Source organism: Leucobacter sp. G161 (genome assembly GCF_001482305.1).
In the GTDB taxonomy this organism is placed as follows: domain Bacteria; phylum Actinomycetota; class Actinomycetes; order Actinomycetales; family Microbacteriaceae; genus Leucobacter.
Genome location: NZ_LOHP01000075.1, coordinates 30948 through 48262, shown reverse-complemented (window position 1 = coordinate 48262; position 17315 = coordinate 30948). Strand labels below are relative to the sequence as shown.

16 protein-coding genes are annotated in these 17315 nt (G+C 65.5%); 12 read left to right on the top strand and 4 right to left on the bottom strand.

The window, feature by feature from the left end; translation table 11 throughout:
* Both AUL38_RS13065 and AUL38_RS13060 read right to left on the bottom strand, forming a co-directional pair.
* Positions 1-1438: YifB family Mg chelatase-like AAA ATPase (locus tag AUL38_RS13065; RefSeq protein WP_235590718.1), on the bottom strand; the 1438-nt coding region annotated here is incomplete at its 3' end.
* 8 nt (positions 1439-1446) lie between these two features.
* Entirely contained in the window at positions 1447-1815 is a 369-nt protein-coding gene (locus tag AUL38_RS13060) for a YraN family protein (RefSeq protein WP_059062817.1), read from the bottom strand.
* A gap of 357 nt (positions 1816-2172) precedes the next feature.
* On the opposite strand from AUL38_RS13060, the gene rpsB reads away from it, so the two are divergent.
* The 7 genes from rpsB (at position 2173) to AUL38_RS13025 (ending at position 7611) form a co-directional block, all read left to right on the top strand.
* A complete protein-coding gene (rpsB, locus tag AUL38_RS13055) occupies positions 2173-3045 on the top strand; it encodes a 30S ribosomal protein S2 (RefSeq protein WP_059062816.1) in 873 nt (290 codons plus the stop codon).
* A gap of 71 nt (positions 3046-3116) precedes the next feature.
* A complete protein-coding gene (gene tsf / locus AUL38_RS13050; RefSeq protein ID WP_059062815.1) occupies positions 3117-3947 on the top strand; it encodes a translation elongation factor Ts in 831 nt (276 codons plus the stop codon).
* A gap of 151 nt (positions 3948-4098) precedes the next feature.
* Positions 4099-4818 (top strand): UMP kinase, encoded by a 720-nt coding sequence (gene pyrH, locus AUL38_RS13045; protein ID WP_059062814.1) that lies wholly within the window; start codon positions 4099-4101, stop codon positions 4816-4818.
* A gap of 69 nt (positions 4819-4887) precedes the next feature.
* Positions 4888-5442, top strand: coding sequence for a ribosome recycling factor (frr, locus tag AUL38_RS13040; protein WP_059062813.1), 555 nt, complete (start codon positions 4888-4890; stop codon positions 5440-5442).
* Between the two features lie 5 nt (positions 5443-5447).
* Positions 5448-6368 (top strand): phosphatidate cytidylyltransferase, encoded by a 921-nt coding sequence (locus AUL38_RS13035; RefSeq protein WP_059062812.1) that lies wholly within the window; start codon positions 5448-5450, stop codon positions 6366-6368.
* On the top strand, positions 6365-6931 hold the full coding sequence (locus AUL38_RS13030; protein WP_059062811.1) for a DivIVA domain-containing protein: 567 nt from the start codon (positions 6365-6367) through the stop codon (positions 6929-6931). Before AUL38_RS13035 ends, AUL38_RS13030 begins: the two co-directional genes overlap by 4 nt.
* 161 nt (positions 6932-7092) lie before the next feature.
* On the top strand, positions 7093-7611 hold the full coding sequence (locus tag AUL38_RS13025; RefSeq protein ID WP_083506868.1) for a transglycosylase SLT domain-containing protein: 519 nt from the start codon (positions 7093-7095) through the stop codon (positions 7609-7611).
* Between the two features lie 307 nt (positions 7612-7918).
* Here the strand turns inward: AUL38_RS13025 and AUL38_RS13020 are convergent, their stop codons facing one another.
* Both AUL38_RS13020 and AUL38_RS13015 read right to left on the bottom strand, forming a co-directional pair.
* On the bottom strand, positions 7919-8449 hold the full coding sequence (locus AUL38_RS13020; RefSeq protein ID WP_059062809.1) for a ribonuclease H: 531 nt from the start codon (positions 8447-8449) through the stop codon (positions 7919-7921).
* A 121-nt stretch (positions 8450-8570) separates the two neighbouring features.
* Positions 8571-11471 carry a hypothetical protein gene (locus tag AUL38_RS13015; RefSeq protein ID WP_235590717.1) on the bottom strand — a complete coding sequence of 967 codons (2901 nt, stop codon included), beginning with the start codon at positions 11469-11471 and terminating at the stop codon, positions 8571-8573.
* Between the two features lie 206 nt (positions 11472-11677).
* On the opposite strand from AUL38_RS13015, the gene AUL38_RS13010 reads away from it, so the two are divergent.
* The 5 genes from AUL38_RS13010 (at position 11678) to mnmA (ending at position 17272) form a co-directional block, all read left to right on the top strand.
* Positions 11678-12691: a hypothetical protein gene (locus AUL38_RS13010; protein WP_153006593.1), complete on the top strand. Its 1014-nt coding sequence runs from the start codon at positions 11678-11680 to the stop codon at positions 12689-12691.
* Positions 12681-13775, top strand: coding sequence for a hypothetical protein (locus AUL38_RS13005; protein WP_059062807.1), 1095 nt, complete (start codon positions 12681-12683; stop codon positions 13773-13775). Before AUL38_RS13010 ends, AUL38_RS13005 begins: the two co-directional genes overlap by 11 nt.
* Positions 13776-13778: 3 nt before the next feature.
* On the top strand, positions 13779-14756 hold the full coding sequence (locus AUL38_RS13000; RefSeq protein WP_059062806.1) for a tetratricopeptide repeat protein: 978 nt from the start codon (positions 13779-13781) through the stop codon (positions 14754-14756).
* Positions 14757-14779: 23 nt separating this feature from the next.
* Positions 14780-15970 carry a cysteine desulfurase family protein gene (locus AUL38_RS12995; RefSeq protein ID WP_255355619.1) on the top strand — a complete coding sequence of 397 codons (1191 nt, stop codon included), beginning with the start codon at positions 14780-14782 and terminating at the stop codon, positions 15968-15970.
* A gap of 138 nt (positions 15971-16108) precedes the next feature.
* Complete coding sequence (gene mnmA, locus AUL38_RS12990; RefSeq protein ID WP_083506866.1) at positions 16109-17272, top strand: tRNA 2-thiouridine(34) synthase MnmA; 1164 nt, start codon at positions 16109-16111, stop codon at positions 17270-17272.
* Positions 17273-17315: the final 43 nt, after the last annotated feature.

Sequence of the window (17315 nt, the reverse complement as noted above, 5' to 3'; positions counted from 1 at the left end):
CTCGAACGGTCAGCGCGCCGTATGCGAGCGCACGATCAATTGCCGCGGTAGTGCTGCTGGGGAGACGCACTGGTGCGCTTCGGAGCCACTCGCCTGGCACCTCACTGTTCAGTCTCCACGGGGTGTCCGCGAGTCGCTTCGCGGTCCGTTCTCGGGCGTGCAGCACGCGTTCGCGCAGCGCGCTACTTGACGCTGACGAACCGGGCGATCCGTTGCTGACGAGGACGTTGCTGACCCGACGCACGGTGACCCGGAGGTCAATGCGATCGTTGAGTGGCCCTGAGAGGCGTCCGAGATAGCGGATCCGGGTATTCGGGCTGCACGTGCACGATAGCGCGGTCTCTGGGGAGCCTGCGTTTCCACACGGGCACGGATTCGAGGCGAGCACCAGTTGGAGCTTGGCTGGCAAACTCGCGTGGATTCGTGCACGAGAAATCGTGATGGTGCCGGATTCGAGGGGTTCACGAAGATCGTCAAGAACCGCACGCCCAAACTCAGGGGCCTCGTCCATGAACAGCACGCCATAGCTCGCACGTGAGATCGACCCGGGGCGGATGCCGCGCGAGTCACCACTCCCAACGATCGCGGCGGAGGACGCAGTGTGATGCGGGCTTTCGAAGGGTGGCCGAGTCACCAGAGTGTGGAGGGCTGAACCGCTGAGTGAGGCGATGCTGCTTGCGACGAGAGACTCGTGCGGTGACAGGTCGGGAAGGAGCGTCGGGAGCCGAGTCGCGAGGAGTGTCTTGCCGGAACCTGGCGGGCCGATGAGGGAGATGTGATGTCGCCCGGCTGCGGCGATGGTCATCGCCTCCACGGCTTCCTGCTGCCCGAGCACGTCGGATATGTCGAAGCGCTCAGCTGACGACTGGGGCCGGGAGATCGTCGGCTGGGTGCGCCGGGTGCCTATCGGCTCCTCCGTCCATTCCCCGGGGAGCTCACGGTGCCAGGCGACCGCAGCGCCGAGTGACTGTGCCTCGATGACGTGGATCCCAGGAACGAGCCTCGCCTCTTCGCCCGCTGAGGCGGGAACCATGACCCGTTCGAAGCCCAACTCCTTGGCAGCGATGACGGTGCTGAGTAGGCCAGCCGGGCGGCGGAGCCCGCCATCGAGGCCAAGCTCACCAATATGCGCCGTGTCAGCAAGTTTCGTGGTGGGAAAATGTTGGGAAGCCGCGAGGGCTGCCAGCGCGATCGCACGGTCAAAGCCGCTGCCCTGCTTGGGGAGTGAGGCAGGTGCCAGGTTCACCACGACGAAGCGGTTTGACAGGGGAAGGCCTGCTTGCGCGGAGGCCGTTCGCACTCGCTGCTTTGCCTCGGCGAGAGAGGCATCGGGCAGGCCGATGATTGTCATGCCGGGAAGCTGCTGCGATACGGCAGATTCGACCATGACCGTGGTGCCCTCAAGCCCGGTGAGGGCGACAGCGGCTGCTCTGCACACGCCGCCCTTCATGCGATGGCCTTGATGTGGTCGATCCGCGGTGCCGAACCGTCGGGTCGCAGGATGATGCCGGCTGCATCGACGCGGAGCGGCGAGCTCCGATGGTTCGTTGCCGTTGCCCACTCAAGGAGAAGCCGCCTGAGTCGCGCAGCCTTTCTCGCGGTGATGGCTTCGAGGGGCGAACCGAAACCGGTGCCACTCCGCGTCTTAACCTCGATCGCCACCAGCGTGCTGCCGTCACGCATGATGAGATCGAGCTCGCCGTATCGGCAACGCCAATTGCGTTCGACGATGCGAAACCCGCGATCAATCAAGTACTGTGCAGCAATCAACTCGCCGCGGGCGCCGAGTGTCTGGTTGTGGCCTGGTTCTGCCATGTCTGCGCTCCAATCGGGTCCGTATGTCGTCGATTCTCGGGCGTGGGGGTGGCGGAGTGTCGCGAAACAAGCAAAATGTGGAGAAGTGCGGGCATCGCCAGTGAGGGCGGTGCATGTGGAGCAAACAACGCAGGCGTCGGTGAAAAGTACAGCCGAGATCGTTCCACGCACAGGCTTTGAGAGTGGTAGACTTTCCAATTGCGCCTCGCAAGAGGTGACTTCGCGTGCCCAATCATCGAAGTTTTGCCGTTGGTCCCCGCAAGGGGTGGCAAAGCCCGAGGGCACCAGGATCAGGTCGCATCCGCGGCCGAATTAACCAAACAGTCGTGCGTTTACGCGCGAGAATAGGAGACGGCAATGGCCGTTGTAACTATGCGCCAGCTGCTCGACAGCGGCGTCCACTTCGGGCACCAGACCCGCCGGTGGAACCCGAAGATGAAGCGCTTCATTTTCACCGAGCGCTCGGGCATCTACATCATTGACCTGCAGCAGTCGCTGACCTACATCGACTCGGCCTACGAGTTCGTGAAGAACACCGTTGCACGCGGTGGCACGATCCTCTTCGTCGGCACGAAGAAGCAGGCACAGGAGGCGATTGCTGAGCAGTCGACTCGCGTGAACCAGCCGTACGTGAACCAGCGTTGGCTCGGTGGCCTCCTCACCAACTTCCAGACCGTTACCGGTCGCCTGGAGCGCATGAAGGAGCTCGAGCAGCTCGACTTCGAGGGTGGAACCACTGGCTTCACCAAGAAGGAGCTCCTGCTCAAGAAGCGCGAGCTCGACAAGCTGCAGAAGACCCTTGGTGGTATCCGCAACATGACCAAGACGCCTTCGGCGCTCTGGATCGTGGACACCAAGAAGGAGCACCTCGCGATCGACGAGGCGAAGAAGCTGGGTATCCCCGTTATCGCGATCCTCGACACGAACTGCGATCCCGACGAGGTCACCTACCCGATCCCGGGCAACGACGACGCGATCCGTTCGGTTGCGCTGCTCACCCGCGTGATCGCTGACGCAGCTGCTGAGGGCCTCATGGAGCGCCACCAGAAGCCTGCTGAGGGCGAAGCAGCGGCTGAGCCGCTCGCCGAGTGGGAAGTTGCTCTTCTGAACGCTGACGCTGCTGAGGCGCCCGCCGCTGAGGCACCGGCTGCTGAGGCAACCGAGGCTCCCGCAGCCGAGGCTACCGAGGCTCCTGCTGCTGAGGCAGCAGAGACCCCCGCAGCTGAGTAATTACCCCTCATAGTCATTGATGCGGGCCGCGCCACAAGCGCGGCCCGCATCCAAACCCCAAGGAGTCACACATGGCTGCAGTAAGCATGGCCGCTGTGAAGGAGCTGCGCGAGCGCCTCGGCGCCGGCATGGTCGACAGCAAGAACGCTCTCGTTGAAGCTGAGGGCGACATCGAGAAGGCAATCGAGATTCTTCGTCTCAAGGGTCTCAAGGGCGTCGCGAAGCGCGGCGACCGTGAGGCGAGCGAAGGCCTCGTTGCTGCACAGCAGAGCGAAGGCGCTGCAACGATGATCGAGCTCGTCTGCGAGACCGACTTTGTTGCGAAGAACGAGAAGTTCCTCGCGCTGTCGGAGCAGGTGCTCGACGCAGTTGTCGCCGCTGGCGCAAAGTCGGCTGAGGAGGCACTTGCTGCCCCCGCTGGCGACAAGACCGTCGACGCACTCATCACGGATGAGGCAGCGATCATCGGCGAGCGCATCGTGCTCCGCCGCGTTGTTCGCATCGAGGCACCCGGTACCGCAATCTACCTCCACCGCACCTCGAAGGATCTGCCCCCGCAGATCGGCGTTGTTGTCGGCTACGAGGGTGCAGACGACAAGGCTGCGCTGAGCATCGCCCAGCACATCTCGTTTGCTGAGCCGGTGTACGTGAACCGCGACGAGGTCCCCGCGGCCGACGTCGACAAGGAGCGCGAGATCGTCACCGAGATCTCGAAGAACGAGGGCAAGCCTGAGGCTGCGCTCCCGAAGATCGTTGAGGGTCGCCTGAACGCGTTCTTCAAGCAGGTCGTGCTCAACGAGCAGGTGCACGCACTCGACGCTGACAAGCGCGATGTTGCAAAGGTTGCTGAGGCAGCTGGCATCAAGGTGACCGGCTTCACCCGCTGCAAGGTGGGCGCCTAACATCACACACGAAACCCGGGTCCTCGCGACCCGGGTTTTGTGCTGTGTGGGCGCTAAGCTGTTGTGTTGAGCGAGCTAGCGCCCGCGAATCTCGGCCTGAGTGCCGGGGCAAGCGCCGGGATGCCGGCAAGAGATTTTACGAAGGAGACGGATGTCCGACCAGAGCAATCGTAAGCGCAGGGTACTGCTCAAGCTATCGGGTGAGGCATTCGGCGGAGGCACCCTCGGGGTCAACCCCGACGTGGTGAGCCAGATCGCACGCGAGATCGCCGCCTCGATGGACGATGCCGAGGTCGCGATCGTTGTCGGCGGCGGAAACTTCTTCCGCGGCGCGGAGCTCTCGCAGCGCGGTATGGACCGTGGCCGTGCTGACTACATGGGCATGCTTGGAACCGTGATGAACGCGCTCGCGCTCCAGGACTTCCTGGAACAGGCTGGCGTGGAAACACGCGTGCAGTCAGCGATCACCATGACGCAGGTTGCCGAGACCTACATTCCGCTTCGCGCGATCCGTCACATGGAGAAGGGGCGCGTCGTGATTTTCGGAGCCGGTGCAGGGCTCCCGTACTTCTCGACCGACACGGTGTCGGCGCAGCGCGCGCTCGAGATCTACGCAGACGAGGTGCTCGTCGCGAAGAACGGCGTCGACGGCGTGTACACGGCTGACCCCGCGATCGATCCGAACGCGACACTCATCAGCGACATCACCTACAACGAGGCGCTCATGCAGGGCCTCAAGGTCGTCGACTCGACGGCGTTCAGCCTGTGCATGGACAACGGCATGCCGATGCGCGTATTCGGGATGGAGCCAGCGGGCAATGTCACCGCCGCGCTCCGTGGCGAGAAGCTCGGCACCCTGGTGCACCGCTAAACTCGAAGTATTGCAAAAAGCCGATGCTGCCCCGGCCGGGGTGGCAGGGAGTCGTGGAGGAGACGCAGCGTGATCGAAGAAGTCTTTGCAGACGCGAAGGAACGAATGAACAAGGCTGTTGAGGCAGCTAAGGAGTCGTTTGCGACGGTGCGCACTGGCCGTGCGAATCCCGCACTGCTTCAGAACCTCATGGTCGACTACTACGGCACGCCGACGCCGCTGCCGCAGCTTGCGGCCGTCGCGAACCAGGACGCGCGTAGCCTCATCATCACTCCCTACGACAAGGGCGCGATGAAGGGCATCGAGCAGGCGATCCGCGACATGCACAACCTCGGCGCGAACCCCACGAACGACGGGAACGTCATCCGGGTGACCCTTCCCGAGCTCACCCAGGAACGCCGCAAGGAGTTCGTGAAGATCGTGAAGACCCGAGCTGAGGACGCACGCGTCGCGGTACGCAACGTGCGCCGTAGCGCGAAGGACGACCTTGATGCCCTGAAGAGCGAGGTTGGCGAAGACGACGTCGCTCGCGCTGAGAAGGAGCTCGAAGCGCTGACGAAGCAGTTCACCGATCAGGTGGACGACGCGTTCAAGCGTAAAGAAGCCGAGCTCCTGGAAGTCTGATCCATATGTCAGGGGGAGGGCGTCGCGAGGAGATTCGAGCACACCTCGATTCGACGCGTGCTCAGCTCGAGGCGACCAACGCGCGAATTGAAGAGAAGGCAGGCCGCAACCTGTTCCTCGCGATCGGCGTGGGGCTGTTGCTCGCGGCAGTGTTCCTGGGGAGCCTGTTGTTTTGGGAAGCCCTGTTCGCAGGGTTTATCGCCCTCCTCGTTGGCGTTGGCGTTGTCGAGCTCGCTACCGCGTTCCGCGTAGCGGGCCGGCGCGTTCCGCGTATTGGCGTCGCCATCGGCGGCTTGGGCATGGTCGCGGCGGCGTATTTCTACGGTGCCGAGGGCCTGCTGCTCAGTCTCTTCGCCGCGTCGGCGATGCTGACGATCTGGCGCCTCATCGAGGGTGCAACTGCACGCACACTGGTCGAGCCGAAGACCCTGATCCGGGATATTTTCTCTGGACTCTTCACGCTTGTCTACGTGCCGTTCCTTGGCAGCTTCGCCATTTTGTTGCGTGCAGCGCCAGACGGCGAATGGTGGGTGTTCGCCCTCGTACTCATCACCGTCTCGGTTGACATCGGCGCGTACGCCGCGGGCGTGACTCTCGGCAAACACAAGATGACACCGCGGATCAGCCCGAACAAAACCTGGGAAGGGTTCGCCGGGGCCGCGGTTGCCGCCGTCGTGGCTGGCATCGTCATTGCGATCACCGCGCTCGGCCAGCCGTGGTGGATCGGCCTTATCTTCGGTGTGCTTGTTCTCCTGACAGCGACCGGGGGAGACCTCACGGAGTCTCTCATTAAGCGCGACCTCAACGTCAAGGACATGAGCAACTGGATCCCGGGACACGGCGGACTGCTTGACCGGCTGGATTCGCTGCTGCCCTCTACTGTTGTCGCGTACGGCCTCGCGCTGATGCTCGGAGTACTGTCATGAACCACTCGTCAGATATTGAGAGTCCCTTCCCGCTCACCAGCGGTCGCGAGAAGGGGTACCGACCGGACCAGGTCGATGCGTTCCTTGACCGGGCTCGTGCCGCGTACGAGGAGGGTGGGGCCCCGGAGCTCACCGCCGAGGACGTCCGCAGCCTTGCCTTTAAGATGCAGCGCAAAGGCTACTCGCCGCGACACGTCGACGCGGCGCTCGATCGGCTCGAGGACGTGTTCTTCGAGCGTGAACGACGCGCCGTGGTTCGTGAGCAGGGCGAGGACGAGTGGTGGCGAGAGGCGCGCGCGTTGCTCTCCGACGTGCGTGGCCGCATCGGGCGGCCTCGCGGCAAGCGCTTCCGTCGCCGGGGTGTTTTTGCGCTCGGGTACCGGCGCTCACAGGTCGACGCGTTCCTCGATCGGATCGGCAAGATGTTCGCGAATCGCGAGATCTCCGTGACTCCTGGCGAAGTGCGCGAAGTGGTCTTCCACCCCGAGTGGCGCGGCTACGACGAAGCGCAGGTTGACGCCCTGCTCGATGCGCTCGTCGACATCATCCTGTCCACCCGGTAGACCCTCAGGTGTCCGCCCTTGGCTTCCGAGCCCTGCTGAGATAGAATCGTTACATTGTGAGTACTCAGACGACAACCCCCACCCGACGTTGGACCCGCCTTCGTGCGCCACTAGCGGTCTCTGCAGTAGCTGTGCTTCTCGGCGGCGCGGCGGTTGCGCCTATGACCCTGACCGACGCAAATGCTGAAGTTGTGCCTGCGTCGACGCTGGATGACCGCCTCTTCCAAGAGTTCGTGCCGAACGTGGACCCTGCCGACGATTTCGTGCTTCCCGAGGTGCCCATCGAGAAGCTGCCAGACCCGAAGCCCAAGCCCGAGCCAGAACCGGTCAAGACCGACGAGCCTTCGGCCGGCGAGACTGCTGCGCCTGCCACCCCGGCCGCGCCCCCGCGCTACGAGGGAGGCGGCTCACCCGCGGAGTGGATGGCTGCAGCTGGTATCGCTGAGGGCAACTGGGGCTTTGTCGACTTCATCGCCCAGAAGGAAAGCGGCTGGAACCCGAACGCCACGAACCCTTCATCGGGCGCGTGTGGACTGATCCAGGCGCTTCCCTGCAGCAAGGTACCCGGTAGCGGCTACGACCCTGTCGACAACCTGCGCTGGGCGAACGGCTACGCCACCGACCGGTACGGTAGCTGGTCGGGAGCATACGACTTCTGGCTCGCCAACAACTGGTGGTAAGCCGTGGCTCGAGGACGCGGCCCGAATAAATATCAGCGAGCCGCGCAGGGCCCACAGCGTGACGTCACGCGACTCGCCTATGGGGGAGCGCGGAAGGAGTCGCTGCGCGGTGGCGAATGGTTCGTGAGAGACATTCCCGCGCATCGGGCCGAGAAGGCGTACCGTTGCCCCGAGTGCGGCACCGATGTACCTGTTGGCCAGGCGCACGTAGTGGCCTGGCCAGCGGATCATCTGTTCGGCGACGAGGTTGCCGTTCGCGATAGGAGACACTTCCACGCCCACTGCTGGCGCGGCAGGTGACGCCTGCTTAGAAGAGCGTCGGAGGCGCCTGCTGCGTGCTTGCGCTCTCGAGAGGCACTTCGGGAGAAGCTGCGGCGCCTGCGAGACCGGGCCCATGGTTCGGCTGAGCCTGCCGCTGGAACGCCTCTGCGGCCGCACGCGCGCGATCGTCCGCTGCCTCATTGAGCGGGTGGCCTGCGTGGCCCTTAACCCACTCAAACGTGACCGTGCGACCGACAAGTGCAGTATCGATGGACTCGAGGAGCTCCCGGTTGAGCACCGGTTTGCCGTCGGCTTTGCGCCAGCCTCGCCGCTTCCAGCCAGGCATCCACTGCGTCACCGAGTTGATGACGTACTGGCTGTCGCAGAGGATGTGCAACGGTTCGTCGCGTGCGGCGGTTGCGTGGAGCAGATCGAGCACCGCCATGAGCTCGCCCTGATTGTTGGTGGCGCGCGGCCAGCCGCCGGCACGCCACTGCTCCTTGTCGATGACCCACGCCCAGCCTGCGGGGCCGGGGTTTCCGAGTGCTGAACCGTCTGCTGCCGCCGTGAGTGTCATGGGTAATATCTTGCCAGTCGCGGCTAGCCGGCGCCCCTCGGCGTGCCGTATTCAGGCGGAATAAGCGATGACGGGCCAGCGGGATGGGCGCGGACAGTTATCCGCGCCCTCCCGCCGGCGACTAGTCTTCGCTGGGCCCGTGCGCGGTCTCAGGCGCCGCGGGAGCGCCGCCCGTGTCGGTCACTGTTCGCTCGACGAAATTCTCGGCGACGGTGTTCATTTTCTGCGCATTGCCGAGCACCTCTCCGAGGCTCTCGAAGTAGCGAGCGACAGCACCGCGCTCGACCTTGAGCTGCGTCATCCGATCCTCAGCTGCTGCGAGCACCTTGGTCGCACGGTTCTCTGCATCAACCCAGGTGGTTTGGGCTCGCTGTTCGGCCTCGACAACGATCTCGCCGGCCTGGCGCTCAGCGTTCGCGCGGATCTGAGCCGCGTCCTGCTGTGCTGCGCTGACGAGTCGCTGGTGCTCTTCGCGAGCATCGGTGAGCTGCGTCTGCAGGGTGGCGAGCTCTGACCGGGCCGACTCAAGCTGGCCGCGCGTCGTTTCCGCTGCCTCATGCTGGCGGGTCGAGAGCTCGGCCTCGAGCGCTTCGCGCTGCGCAGCAAGACTGGTTGCCGTCTCGCGAGTATCCTGCTCGAGTGCTTCCCGCTTGGCTCGCACCTCATCGTCGGTCTCGGCGCGAAGCTGCGCCAGGTCCGCAGTTTCGGCTGCGCGCAGCTCCGCGAGCTCGGCGATGGTGTCGGCGCGGAGGAGCGTGGTCTCTTCGGTCACCGCAGCGCGCTGGGCCGCGACCTCGCGTGCAATCGCTGCCTCGGCGGCCTCACGCTCGTTCGTGAGGTCCACCGCGTGCTGCTCGGCCGCGGTTGCGAGCTCGCGTGCCTGCTCTTCGCGGGTGCGACGCAGCTCGTCCTCGAGGGCCTGCCGTTCACGGTCGATGCGCATGCCGAGCGATTCACGTTCGATTGCGAGCTTCTCTGCGGAATCGTCACGGTTGATTCGGAGCTTCTCTTCGAATGCCGCTGTCTCGTCCGCGATCTGCTGCTCGTGCGCGATTCGCTGCGCGGCGAGCCGTTCCTGTTGCACGGTTGCCTCGTCCGACAGCGTGGCCTCGTGCGTCGCTCGTTCGTCGGCGAGAGCGAGCTCCTGCGCGGCGCGAAGCTCACGGAGTTCGTCCTCGTGCGCGTTCCGGGCGGCGTCGAGGAGCTCCTGCTGCTCGAGCGACTCGGCGTCGATCCGCGAGCGGTGCTGCTCCCACTCTGCGATGAGGCGATCCTGGTGCGCGCCGAGTTCGTTCTGGATCCGCTCTTCGTGTGCGCTCCGCTCGGCCCGGATCCGCTCATCGTGTGTGGTGCGCTCGCCGGACAGCTGGCTCTGGTGCGCGTCCACCTCAGCGGCAAGCGTCGTCTCGTGCTGTGCAACTTCTTCGGAGATACGGGCATCGTGTTCGGTGCGTTCCGTGCTGAGGCGAGCCTCGTGCGCCTGGCTTTCGGCAGCGATCCGGTCGGCGTGTGCAGCGCTTTCGTGTGCGATCCGATCACTGTGATCGGCGCTCTCCTGCGCGATGCGTGCCTCGTGTGCGGTGCACTCATCGGCGATGCGTGCCTCGTGTGCGGTGCGCTCATCGAGGATCTGCTCGTCGTGCGCTGCGCGCTCGTTCGCGATCTGCTCGTCGTGCGCCGAACGTTCTTCGGCGATCTGCGTGTCATGGGACGCGCGTGACTCGGCGAGTACCGCTTCGTGCTGCTCAAGCTCACGCGAGAGCTGCGTATCGTGCTCCATCCGCTCGCGAGCGATGCGCTCCTCGTGTGCGCTCCGCTCGCTGGCGATCAGTCCGTCATGGTCCGCCCGCTCGGTGGAGAGCTGCTCATCAAATGCAGTGCGTTCGCGTTCACGTTCAGTGGCGAATTGCGCGGCAGTGCGTTCGCGTTCGCGCTCGGCCTGGGTCGCGAGCGTCGTGATTTCCGCGTTCTGTGCTTCGAGGTCGCGAGCGATCCGCATTGACAGTTCTTCGCGCTCCTGCGTGACGCGGGCATCGTGCTGTTCGCGCTCGCTCGCAATGGCTCGGTCGTGCTGTTCGCGCTCTTCGCGAATCGTCGCCTCGTGCGTCTGCCGCTCCTCAGCGATGCGCTCACGAAGTGTCTCGATCTCCGTGGTCAACGCGCGACGCTGGGCGTCGACCTCCGAGGTGAGTGTGCGCTCGAGCTCGGTGTAGTGCGCCTCCAACGCCGCCTCATCGGAGTGTCGCTTCGCCTCGAACTCGGCGCGGCTGCGCTCAGTTTCGTGCTGCAGTCGCGCGCGCTCGGCGGCGGCCTCGCGCTCGTAGTCGTCCTTCTGCCGGACAAAGCTCGTTGAAGCAGCCTCGGTCTCTGACCGAAGCTGCGCAGCGGATTCCTGCGCAGCGCTCACGAGGCGCTCCGCTTCGGCCTCTGCCTGCGCGAGCCGCGCACGAGCGTCGCGATCAGATGTCTCGAGCAGTGTTTCCGACTGCAGCTGTGCGGCGGAGAGCGTTTGCGCGGCAGCGGCCTGCGCTTCAGCGATCAGCCGCTCCCGTTCTGCGTTGAGGTCGTGGCCCTGCCGCGCTGCATCGGAGCGAGCGCTCTGGATCATGATCTCGGCCTGCTCGTTCGCAGAACTGAGAAGCTCGTCAGCTCGGGCCTGCGCCTGTGTGAGGAGGCGGGTGCTCTCGGCTTCGCTGGACTGCCGGATCTTGTTCGCGTCAAGGTCGGCCTGCGCCATCAGGCCCTGCGCGTGCTGCTCGGCGTACTGCAGGCTTCGCTCGACTCGCAGGCCGAGACCCGAATAACCGGAGGCGCCGAGCTCGGCAACCTGGGCCTGAAGGTCTGCGATGAGCTGCCGCTGTTCCTGCTCTGCGTTCACCGACTGGCGGTGTGCGGCCTGGAGCGACTCGAGATGGGACTGCAGCGTTCCGATGTGTCCGCTGAGGGCGCTGACCCGTTCGTCCACCTCCTCGCGCTTGTATCCGCGGAACGCAGGACTAAACTGCTGTGCTGAGTCGGTCACGGACCCTCCGATAAAAATGATCAGGCGTGCGCCGAGAGTGAACAGCGCAGCCATGTTGTAGGCGGACTCTCCTATGATAGTCGTTCACAACTGGCAGCTTTATTTATGTGCTGCGCAGCGGTCACCCCGGAAGCTCGGGTACCGTTATACGGTTGATACATGCTGCGCGCTTGCGCGGCTACTGATCGGACCTCTGGAGGAACTCGGTGAGATACGTCCTAGCCATTGTGGCGCTGGCCATTTCGGGGGTGTTGTTGCTGCTCGGAATAGGCCAGCGTACGTTCCTCGCTGGCCCTTCAGAGATCGTGTACCCGATCACAGCAGAGACGGACGCGCCATACGCTGTGCTCGACGTGTCGGAACTCGCGAGGGTCCAAGGCCAAGCGAATGTGGTCATGCGTGGCGACGCTGCGTTTTCCGCGCTCGCCAACACCCGCGACGCCGAGGCATGGCTTGAGCCATTCGACCATGTCGAACTCACCATCGATCCCGCGACCCAATCCGTGGTGAGCACGCCGGTGAGTGGCACCGCCCCGACCACGGACGCGCTGACGCTTGACGACGAGGGCAACGCAGTGCCGCTCGACCCGCGCGGCAGCGATCTGTGGCTCGATGAGCGCTCCGGCGACGAGGGTGTCTCGCGGATGGCCGTGGAAGCGGTCGGCGAGCAGTCGATCGTGATCGCCGGATCAGGGGCTGAGCCCCTGCCCAAGGGAGCGGCGCTCGTCTGGGTGCAGGATCGGGCCACGCCGTGGGCCGGCCCGCTGCTTGCAGCAGGCGGACTCTTTGCTGCGCTTGGAGCAGTGCTCTACCTCATCGCGTTCGACCGGGACAAGCGAGCACTCGGCCCGCGGCGTGGCCGCAGCGGCCCGCTGCTCGGCGTCCGGAATCTCTTCGGTGGCTCGCGGAAGTCGCCGAAGGGTGCCGCTGAACTGACCGCCGCTCCGAAGCGTGGCAGCGTAGCGAACACGCCAGCGATCGAAGGCGCCGAACCGGCCGAGGCCGTGACGGTGGAGCCGACTGACGACACCGGTGAGGAAGTCATTACCGCCGAGGTTGTCGCAGAAGACGACACCGCTGAGGCTGCCGACATTGAGGCGGTGGATTCCGATCCTGAAGAGGTGACCGAGGCGGAGATCGTGGAAGCGGAGGACGCAGACGTTGCGGAATCCGAAGACGACGCAACGCCGACGAAGAAGGGGGAGAACCATGCGGAATAGTAAGCGACGCTACGCTTCAACTCGGGTGCTCCTCGCGGGCCTTGGCCTCACTGCGGCACTCGCGGTGACGGGTTGCTCGGCGAACTACTGGCCGGATCTCACCCCGGCCCCCGAGGCAACCGCAACGCCGGAGGTCGTCGAGTCGAACGGTCTCGCACCGGTTCCCGTGTCGGAAGCGCAGACGCAGAAGATTGTGGATCGGATCGCGAGCGCAGCCGAAAAGGGCGACGAGAGCCTGAACGTTGACGACATCTCGGCGCGCTTTAAGGGCGACGCCCTCGCGCAGCGCACCGCGAACTATAAGATCCGCGGCGATGTCGTGGACTATGGTTCGGTCCCGGCGAAGATCACGAACGAGATGCTGGGGTACCGCCTCGTGCAGAGCACCGAGGGGTGGCCGCGCACACTGTTCGTCACCGTCGCCTCTGAAGCAGGCACCGACGCAGACGGCAATGCGACCGATGCGCCGTCGCTCGCGCTCGTCGTCACGCAGCGAGTGCCGCAGGCCGATTACCGCGTGTCACGGGTCATCTCGTTGCGCGGTGGTATTGAAATGCCGAAGGCAGCTCCCGCGGAGGAGGGCACCGCGTTGCTCTCCGACGACATTGAGAGTCTCGTGATTAAGCCTGCCGATGTCGGCGCCTCGTACGCTGCGATCCTGCAGGGTGGCGCCGAGGTGCCAGAGGCCGCGCCGTTTGACCTCGCTGAAGATCCGCTCCTCGAGCACTACGGCAAGGCGTGGGTCGATGAACAGAAGGCCAAGTCTGAGGCAGACGACAAGACCCAGAAGTACTCGGTTGCGGTCGCGCAGGGCGAGGAGCCGATTGTGAGCTTCTCGACCGGTGCCGGCGGCGCGCTCATCGCGACGACCGTGATCGAGTCGCAGGTCGTCGACTCCGATGGCGGCCGCTACAAGCCGCAGGCCGAGGGCGCCGTCGCCGCGCTATCGGGGCTCTCAGGTCAGCAGGACAAGATTGTGCGACGTGTCGCACACCAGTTGCTCTTCTTCGTGCCAAGCAAAGAAGACGGATCACAGATTCAGCTCCTCGGAGTGACGAGCGAGCTGGTCGGAGCAGGGAAGTAACTCATGTCAACGGAAATGCCGCAGCGGATCCCCAGCGGGGGAGTCGACCTCAGCCACCTCGCACAGCGCGCGAACGCACCCCAGGCGCCCGGAGCGCCCGGAGCTGCGGCACCCGGCGGCCAGCCGGCACCCGGGGCGCCGCAGACGGTTGACGTGCCGTCGCTCGTGATGGACGTGTCTGACGCGACCTTCGAGCAGGTCGCGCAGCTCTCCGCTGTCGTCCCCGTGGTGTTTGATTTCTGGGCAGAGTGGTGCGAGCCATGCAAGACGCTCAGCCCGATCATCGAGAAGGTGACGCGCGAACTCGAGGGCCGCGTGCTGCTCGCGAAGGTAGACGTCGATGCGAACCCGGGCCTTGCCCAGGCGTTCCAGGTGCAGTCCATTCCGACCGTGGTTGCCATGGTAGGCGGGCGGCCGGTGCCACTGTTCCAGGGCGCGGTCCCTGAGCAGGAGGTTCGCGAGTTCTTCGTCCGTCTCGTGCAACTGGCCGAGGAGAACGGCGTCACCGGAAGCGTGAACGCCCCCGACGGAGGCGCAGCCGAGCCCGAGCTGCCGGCAGAACCGCAGATCCCCGAAGCACACCTCGCCGCGTTCGAGGCCGCTGAGAGCGGCGACTTCGATACCGCGGTGCGCGAGTGGGAAGCGGTGCTGCAGAAGTCACCGGCTGACGCCACGGCAAAGGCTGCGCTTGCGCAGGCCAAGCTGCTGCAGCGGCTCCAGGGGCACACCCTCGAAGACATTCGCGCGACCGCGGCGGCGAACCCGACGGATCTCGATGCGCAGATGCGCGTCGCTGACCTCGACCTCTCCGGCGGACACATTGAGGACTCGTTCCTGCGGCTGCTCGACCTCTTCGCTGCTGGCGATGACGACGCGCGGACGGAGATCCGTAACCGCTTGCTGGAGCTCTTCGAGGTTGTCGGGCTCGCTGATCCGCGCGTGATTGCGGCTCGCGGCAGGCTCGCGAGCCTGCTCTACTAGCCCGGACGACCCAGGGGAGCCCGGTGAACGCTTACGCCTACCTCGACCACGCCGCGACATCACCGATGAGCGATGGCGTGCTCGAGGCGTACATGCGTGCGCTGCGTGAGGTAGGTAACCCGGCCTCCACGCACGGCCACGGGCAGCGGGCACTCGAGGCGCTTGAAGCGGCGAGAGAGCGGATCGCTGCCGGAGTGGGCTGCGACGCGGCAGAGCTCGTGCTCACCGGCGGCGGCACCGAATCGATCAACCTCGCGGTGAAGGGCGCCTTCTGGTCCCGGCAGCGCGGCGCCGATCGGCCGGTCGTGTTGGTCGCCGACGGGGAGCATCATGCGACGATCGAGGCCGTCGAGTGGCTGCGGGATACCCAGGGCGCCGAGCTCGTGTGGCTGCCGCTCGATGCACTTGGTCGGATCACCCCAGCCGTGCTCGCCGAGGCGATTCGCGAGTGCGGTCCGGACCGGATTGCCCTCGTCTCTTTCCTCTGGGCAAACAACGAGATCGGCACCCTGCAGCCGGTGGCCGAGCTGTGTGCTGTCGCTCGTGCGGCCGGGGTGCCGACGCACGTCGATGCGGTCGCCGCGCTCGGTCAGGCTCGCATCGACGTTGCCGCGGTTGGCGCTGACTACCTCAGCGTGTCCGCGCACAAGATCGGCGGGCCGGTCGGTGTCGGCGCCCTCGTTGTCGGGCGCCGGGTGACGCTGGAACCGCTGTTTCACGGCGGATCCCAGCAGCGTGGCCGTTCGGGCACCCAGGACGTTGCGGGTGCGGTGGCCTTCGCTGCAGCCCTCGACGAGGTATTGGAACCGGGTGGCAGCGCCCCGCTGGGCGCACATGTGTCCCACCTCACGGCGCTGCGTGACCGCATCATCGCGGGGGTGCAGCGCGTCGATCGCACCGCCGTGCTCCGCGGCCCGCACGAAAGCGAGGCGCGGCTCGCTGGTAATGCGCACTTCACCTTCCCCGGCTGCCAGGGCGACTCGCTCGTCTACCTGCTGGACGCCGGTGGGGTGTCAGTCTCGGTGGGCTCCGCGTGCCGGGCTGGTGTTGCCGAGACATCGCACGTGTTGCTGGCCTTGGGGCTGCCTGAAGAGGAAGCCGCCGGGGCGCTTCGGTTCACGCTCGGTGGGGCGAGCGAGGCGCGCGAAATCGATGCGTTGCTCGCCGCACTACCGGACGTGCTCGACCGGGCTCGGGCCGCGGGCCTGAGCTGAGCCGCCCCCGAGAACGTCTCGCGCGCGAAGTCCGTTTGCGCAGCAAGTCTCCGTTCCGACCTGCGGTTCTCATGGCGGTTGGCGCGGGAACGCCAATTGGGCGCTGCGCGAGTGCCAGGAAAGGATTAAGCTGCTCTGGTGAAGATTTTGGCAGCTATGAGTGGCGGGGTTGACTCCGCTGTCGCTGCCGCGCGCGCGGTGGAGGCAGGACACGAAGTCGTTGGGGTGCACCTGGCGTTGAGTCGAATGCCGGGGACCCTGCGCACCGGATCACGCGGCTGCTGCACCATCGAAGATGCGATGGACGCGCGCCGCGTGGCAAACCTGCTGCAGATCCCGTTCTACGTGTGGGATTTTAGCGAGCGGTTCAAGGCCGACGTCGTCGACGACTTCGTTGCGGAGTACGCTGCGGGGCGCACGCCCAACCCGTGCATGCGGTGCAACGAGAAGATCAAGTTCGCTGCCCTGCTCGACAAGGCGATAGCGCTCGGCTTCGACGCAGTCGCGACCGGCCACTATGCCACCCTCGTTGACGGCGGCAGTGGTCCCGAACTGCACCGGGCGAGTGCGTGGGCGAAGGACCAGTCGTACGTGCTCGGCGTGCTGACGGGCCCGCAGCTCGAACGCTGCTACTTCCCGCTGGGAGATACCCCGTCGAAGGCCCTCATTCGTGAGGAGGCCGCTGACCGCGGCATCCAGATCGCGCAGAAGCCCGACAGTCACGACATCTGCTTCATTCCCGATGGTGACACGCGCGGGTGGCTCTCGGAACATCTCGACCGCGAGCCTGGGGAGATCCTCGACGAGGCCGGCGCGGTCGTCGGCAAACACGACGGCGCGCACGGCTACACGATCGGCCAACGGCGTGGACTGCAGCTTGGGGTGCCTGCGCCAGACGGCAACCCGCGGTACGTGCTGTCCATTCGCCCGGTGTCCAACCAGGTCGTGGTCGGACCCAAGGAGATGCTCGACATCTCCCGCATTGCCGGTGGCCGCTTCACGTGGGCGGGAGAGCCCGGGCTCGACCTCACCGAGACGTTCGACTGTGACGTGCAGATTCGCGCTCACGCGGACCCGGTTCCGGCGCGAGCGCGCGTCGTGCCAATCCTGGACGAGGACCGCACTGAGCAGCACCGCGCCGACGCCACGCACGAGGTCGTCGTCGACATCAATCTTGAGCAGACCGAGCCACTGTCGGGGGTCGCTCCCGGGCAGACCGCCGTGCTGTACCGCGGCACGCGGGTGCTTGGCCAATTCACGGTCGATCGCGCGATCTCGGTGCGGGAGCACGCGGCCGTTTAGCGCCCGTGGCCCGCTGAGTTCTTGGGCTGGCTGCAGCGCGACG

Coding starts and splice junctions, on each gene's coding strand:
- AUL38_RS13060 (WP_059062817.1), bottom strand. CDS start 1,815: ATGGCAGAACCAGGCCACAACCAGACACTCGGCGCCCGCGGCGAGTTG.
- rpsB (WP_059062816.1), top strand. CDS start 2,173: ATGGCCGTTGTAACTATGCGCCAGCTGCTCGACAGCGGCGTCCACTTC.
- tsf (WP_059062815.1), top strand. CDS start 3,117: ATGGCTGCAGTAAGCATGGCCGCTGTGAAGGAGCTGCGCGAGCGCCTC.
- pyrH (WP_059062814.1), top strand. CDS start 4,099: ATGTCCGACCAGAGCAATCGTAAGCGCAGGGTACTGCTCAAGCTATCG.
- AUL38_RS13035 (WP_059062812.1), top strand. CDS start 5,448: ATGTCAGGGGGAGGGCGTCGCGAGGAGATTCGAGCACACCTCGATTCG.
- AUL38_RS13030 (WP_059062811.1), top strand. CDS start 6,365: ATGAACCACTCGTCAGATATTGAGAGTCCCTTCCCGCTCACCAGCGGT.
- AUL38_RS13025 (WP_083506868.1), top strand. CDS start 7,093: ATGACCCTGACCGACGCAAATGCTGAAGTTGTGCCTGCGTCGACGCTG.
- AUL38_RS13020 (WP_059062809.1), bottom strand. CDS start 8,449: ATGACACTCACGGCGGCAGCAGACGGTTCAGCACTCGGAAACCCCGGC.
- AUL38_RS13005 (WP_059062807.1), top strand. CDS start 12,681: ATGCGGAATAGTAAGCGACGCTACGCTTCAACTCGGGTGCTCCTCGCG.
- AUL38_RS13000 (WP_059062806.1), top strand. CDS start 13,779: ATGTCAACGGAAATGCCGCAGCGGATCCCCAGCGGGGGAGTCGACCTC.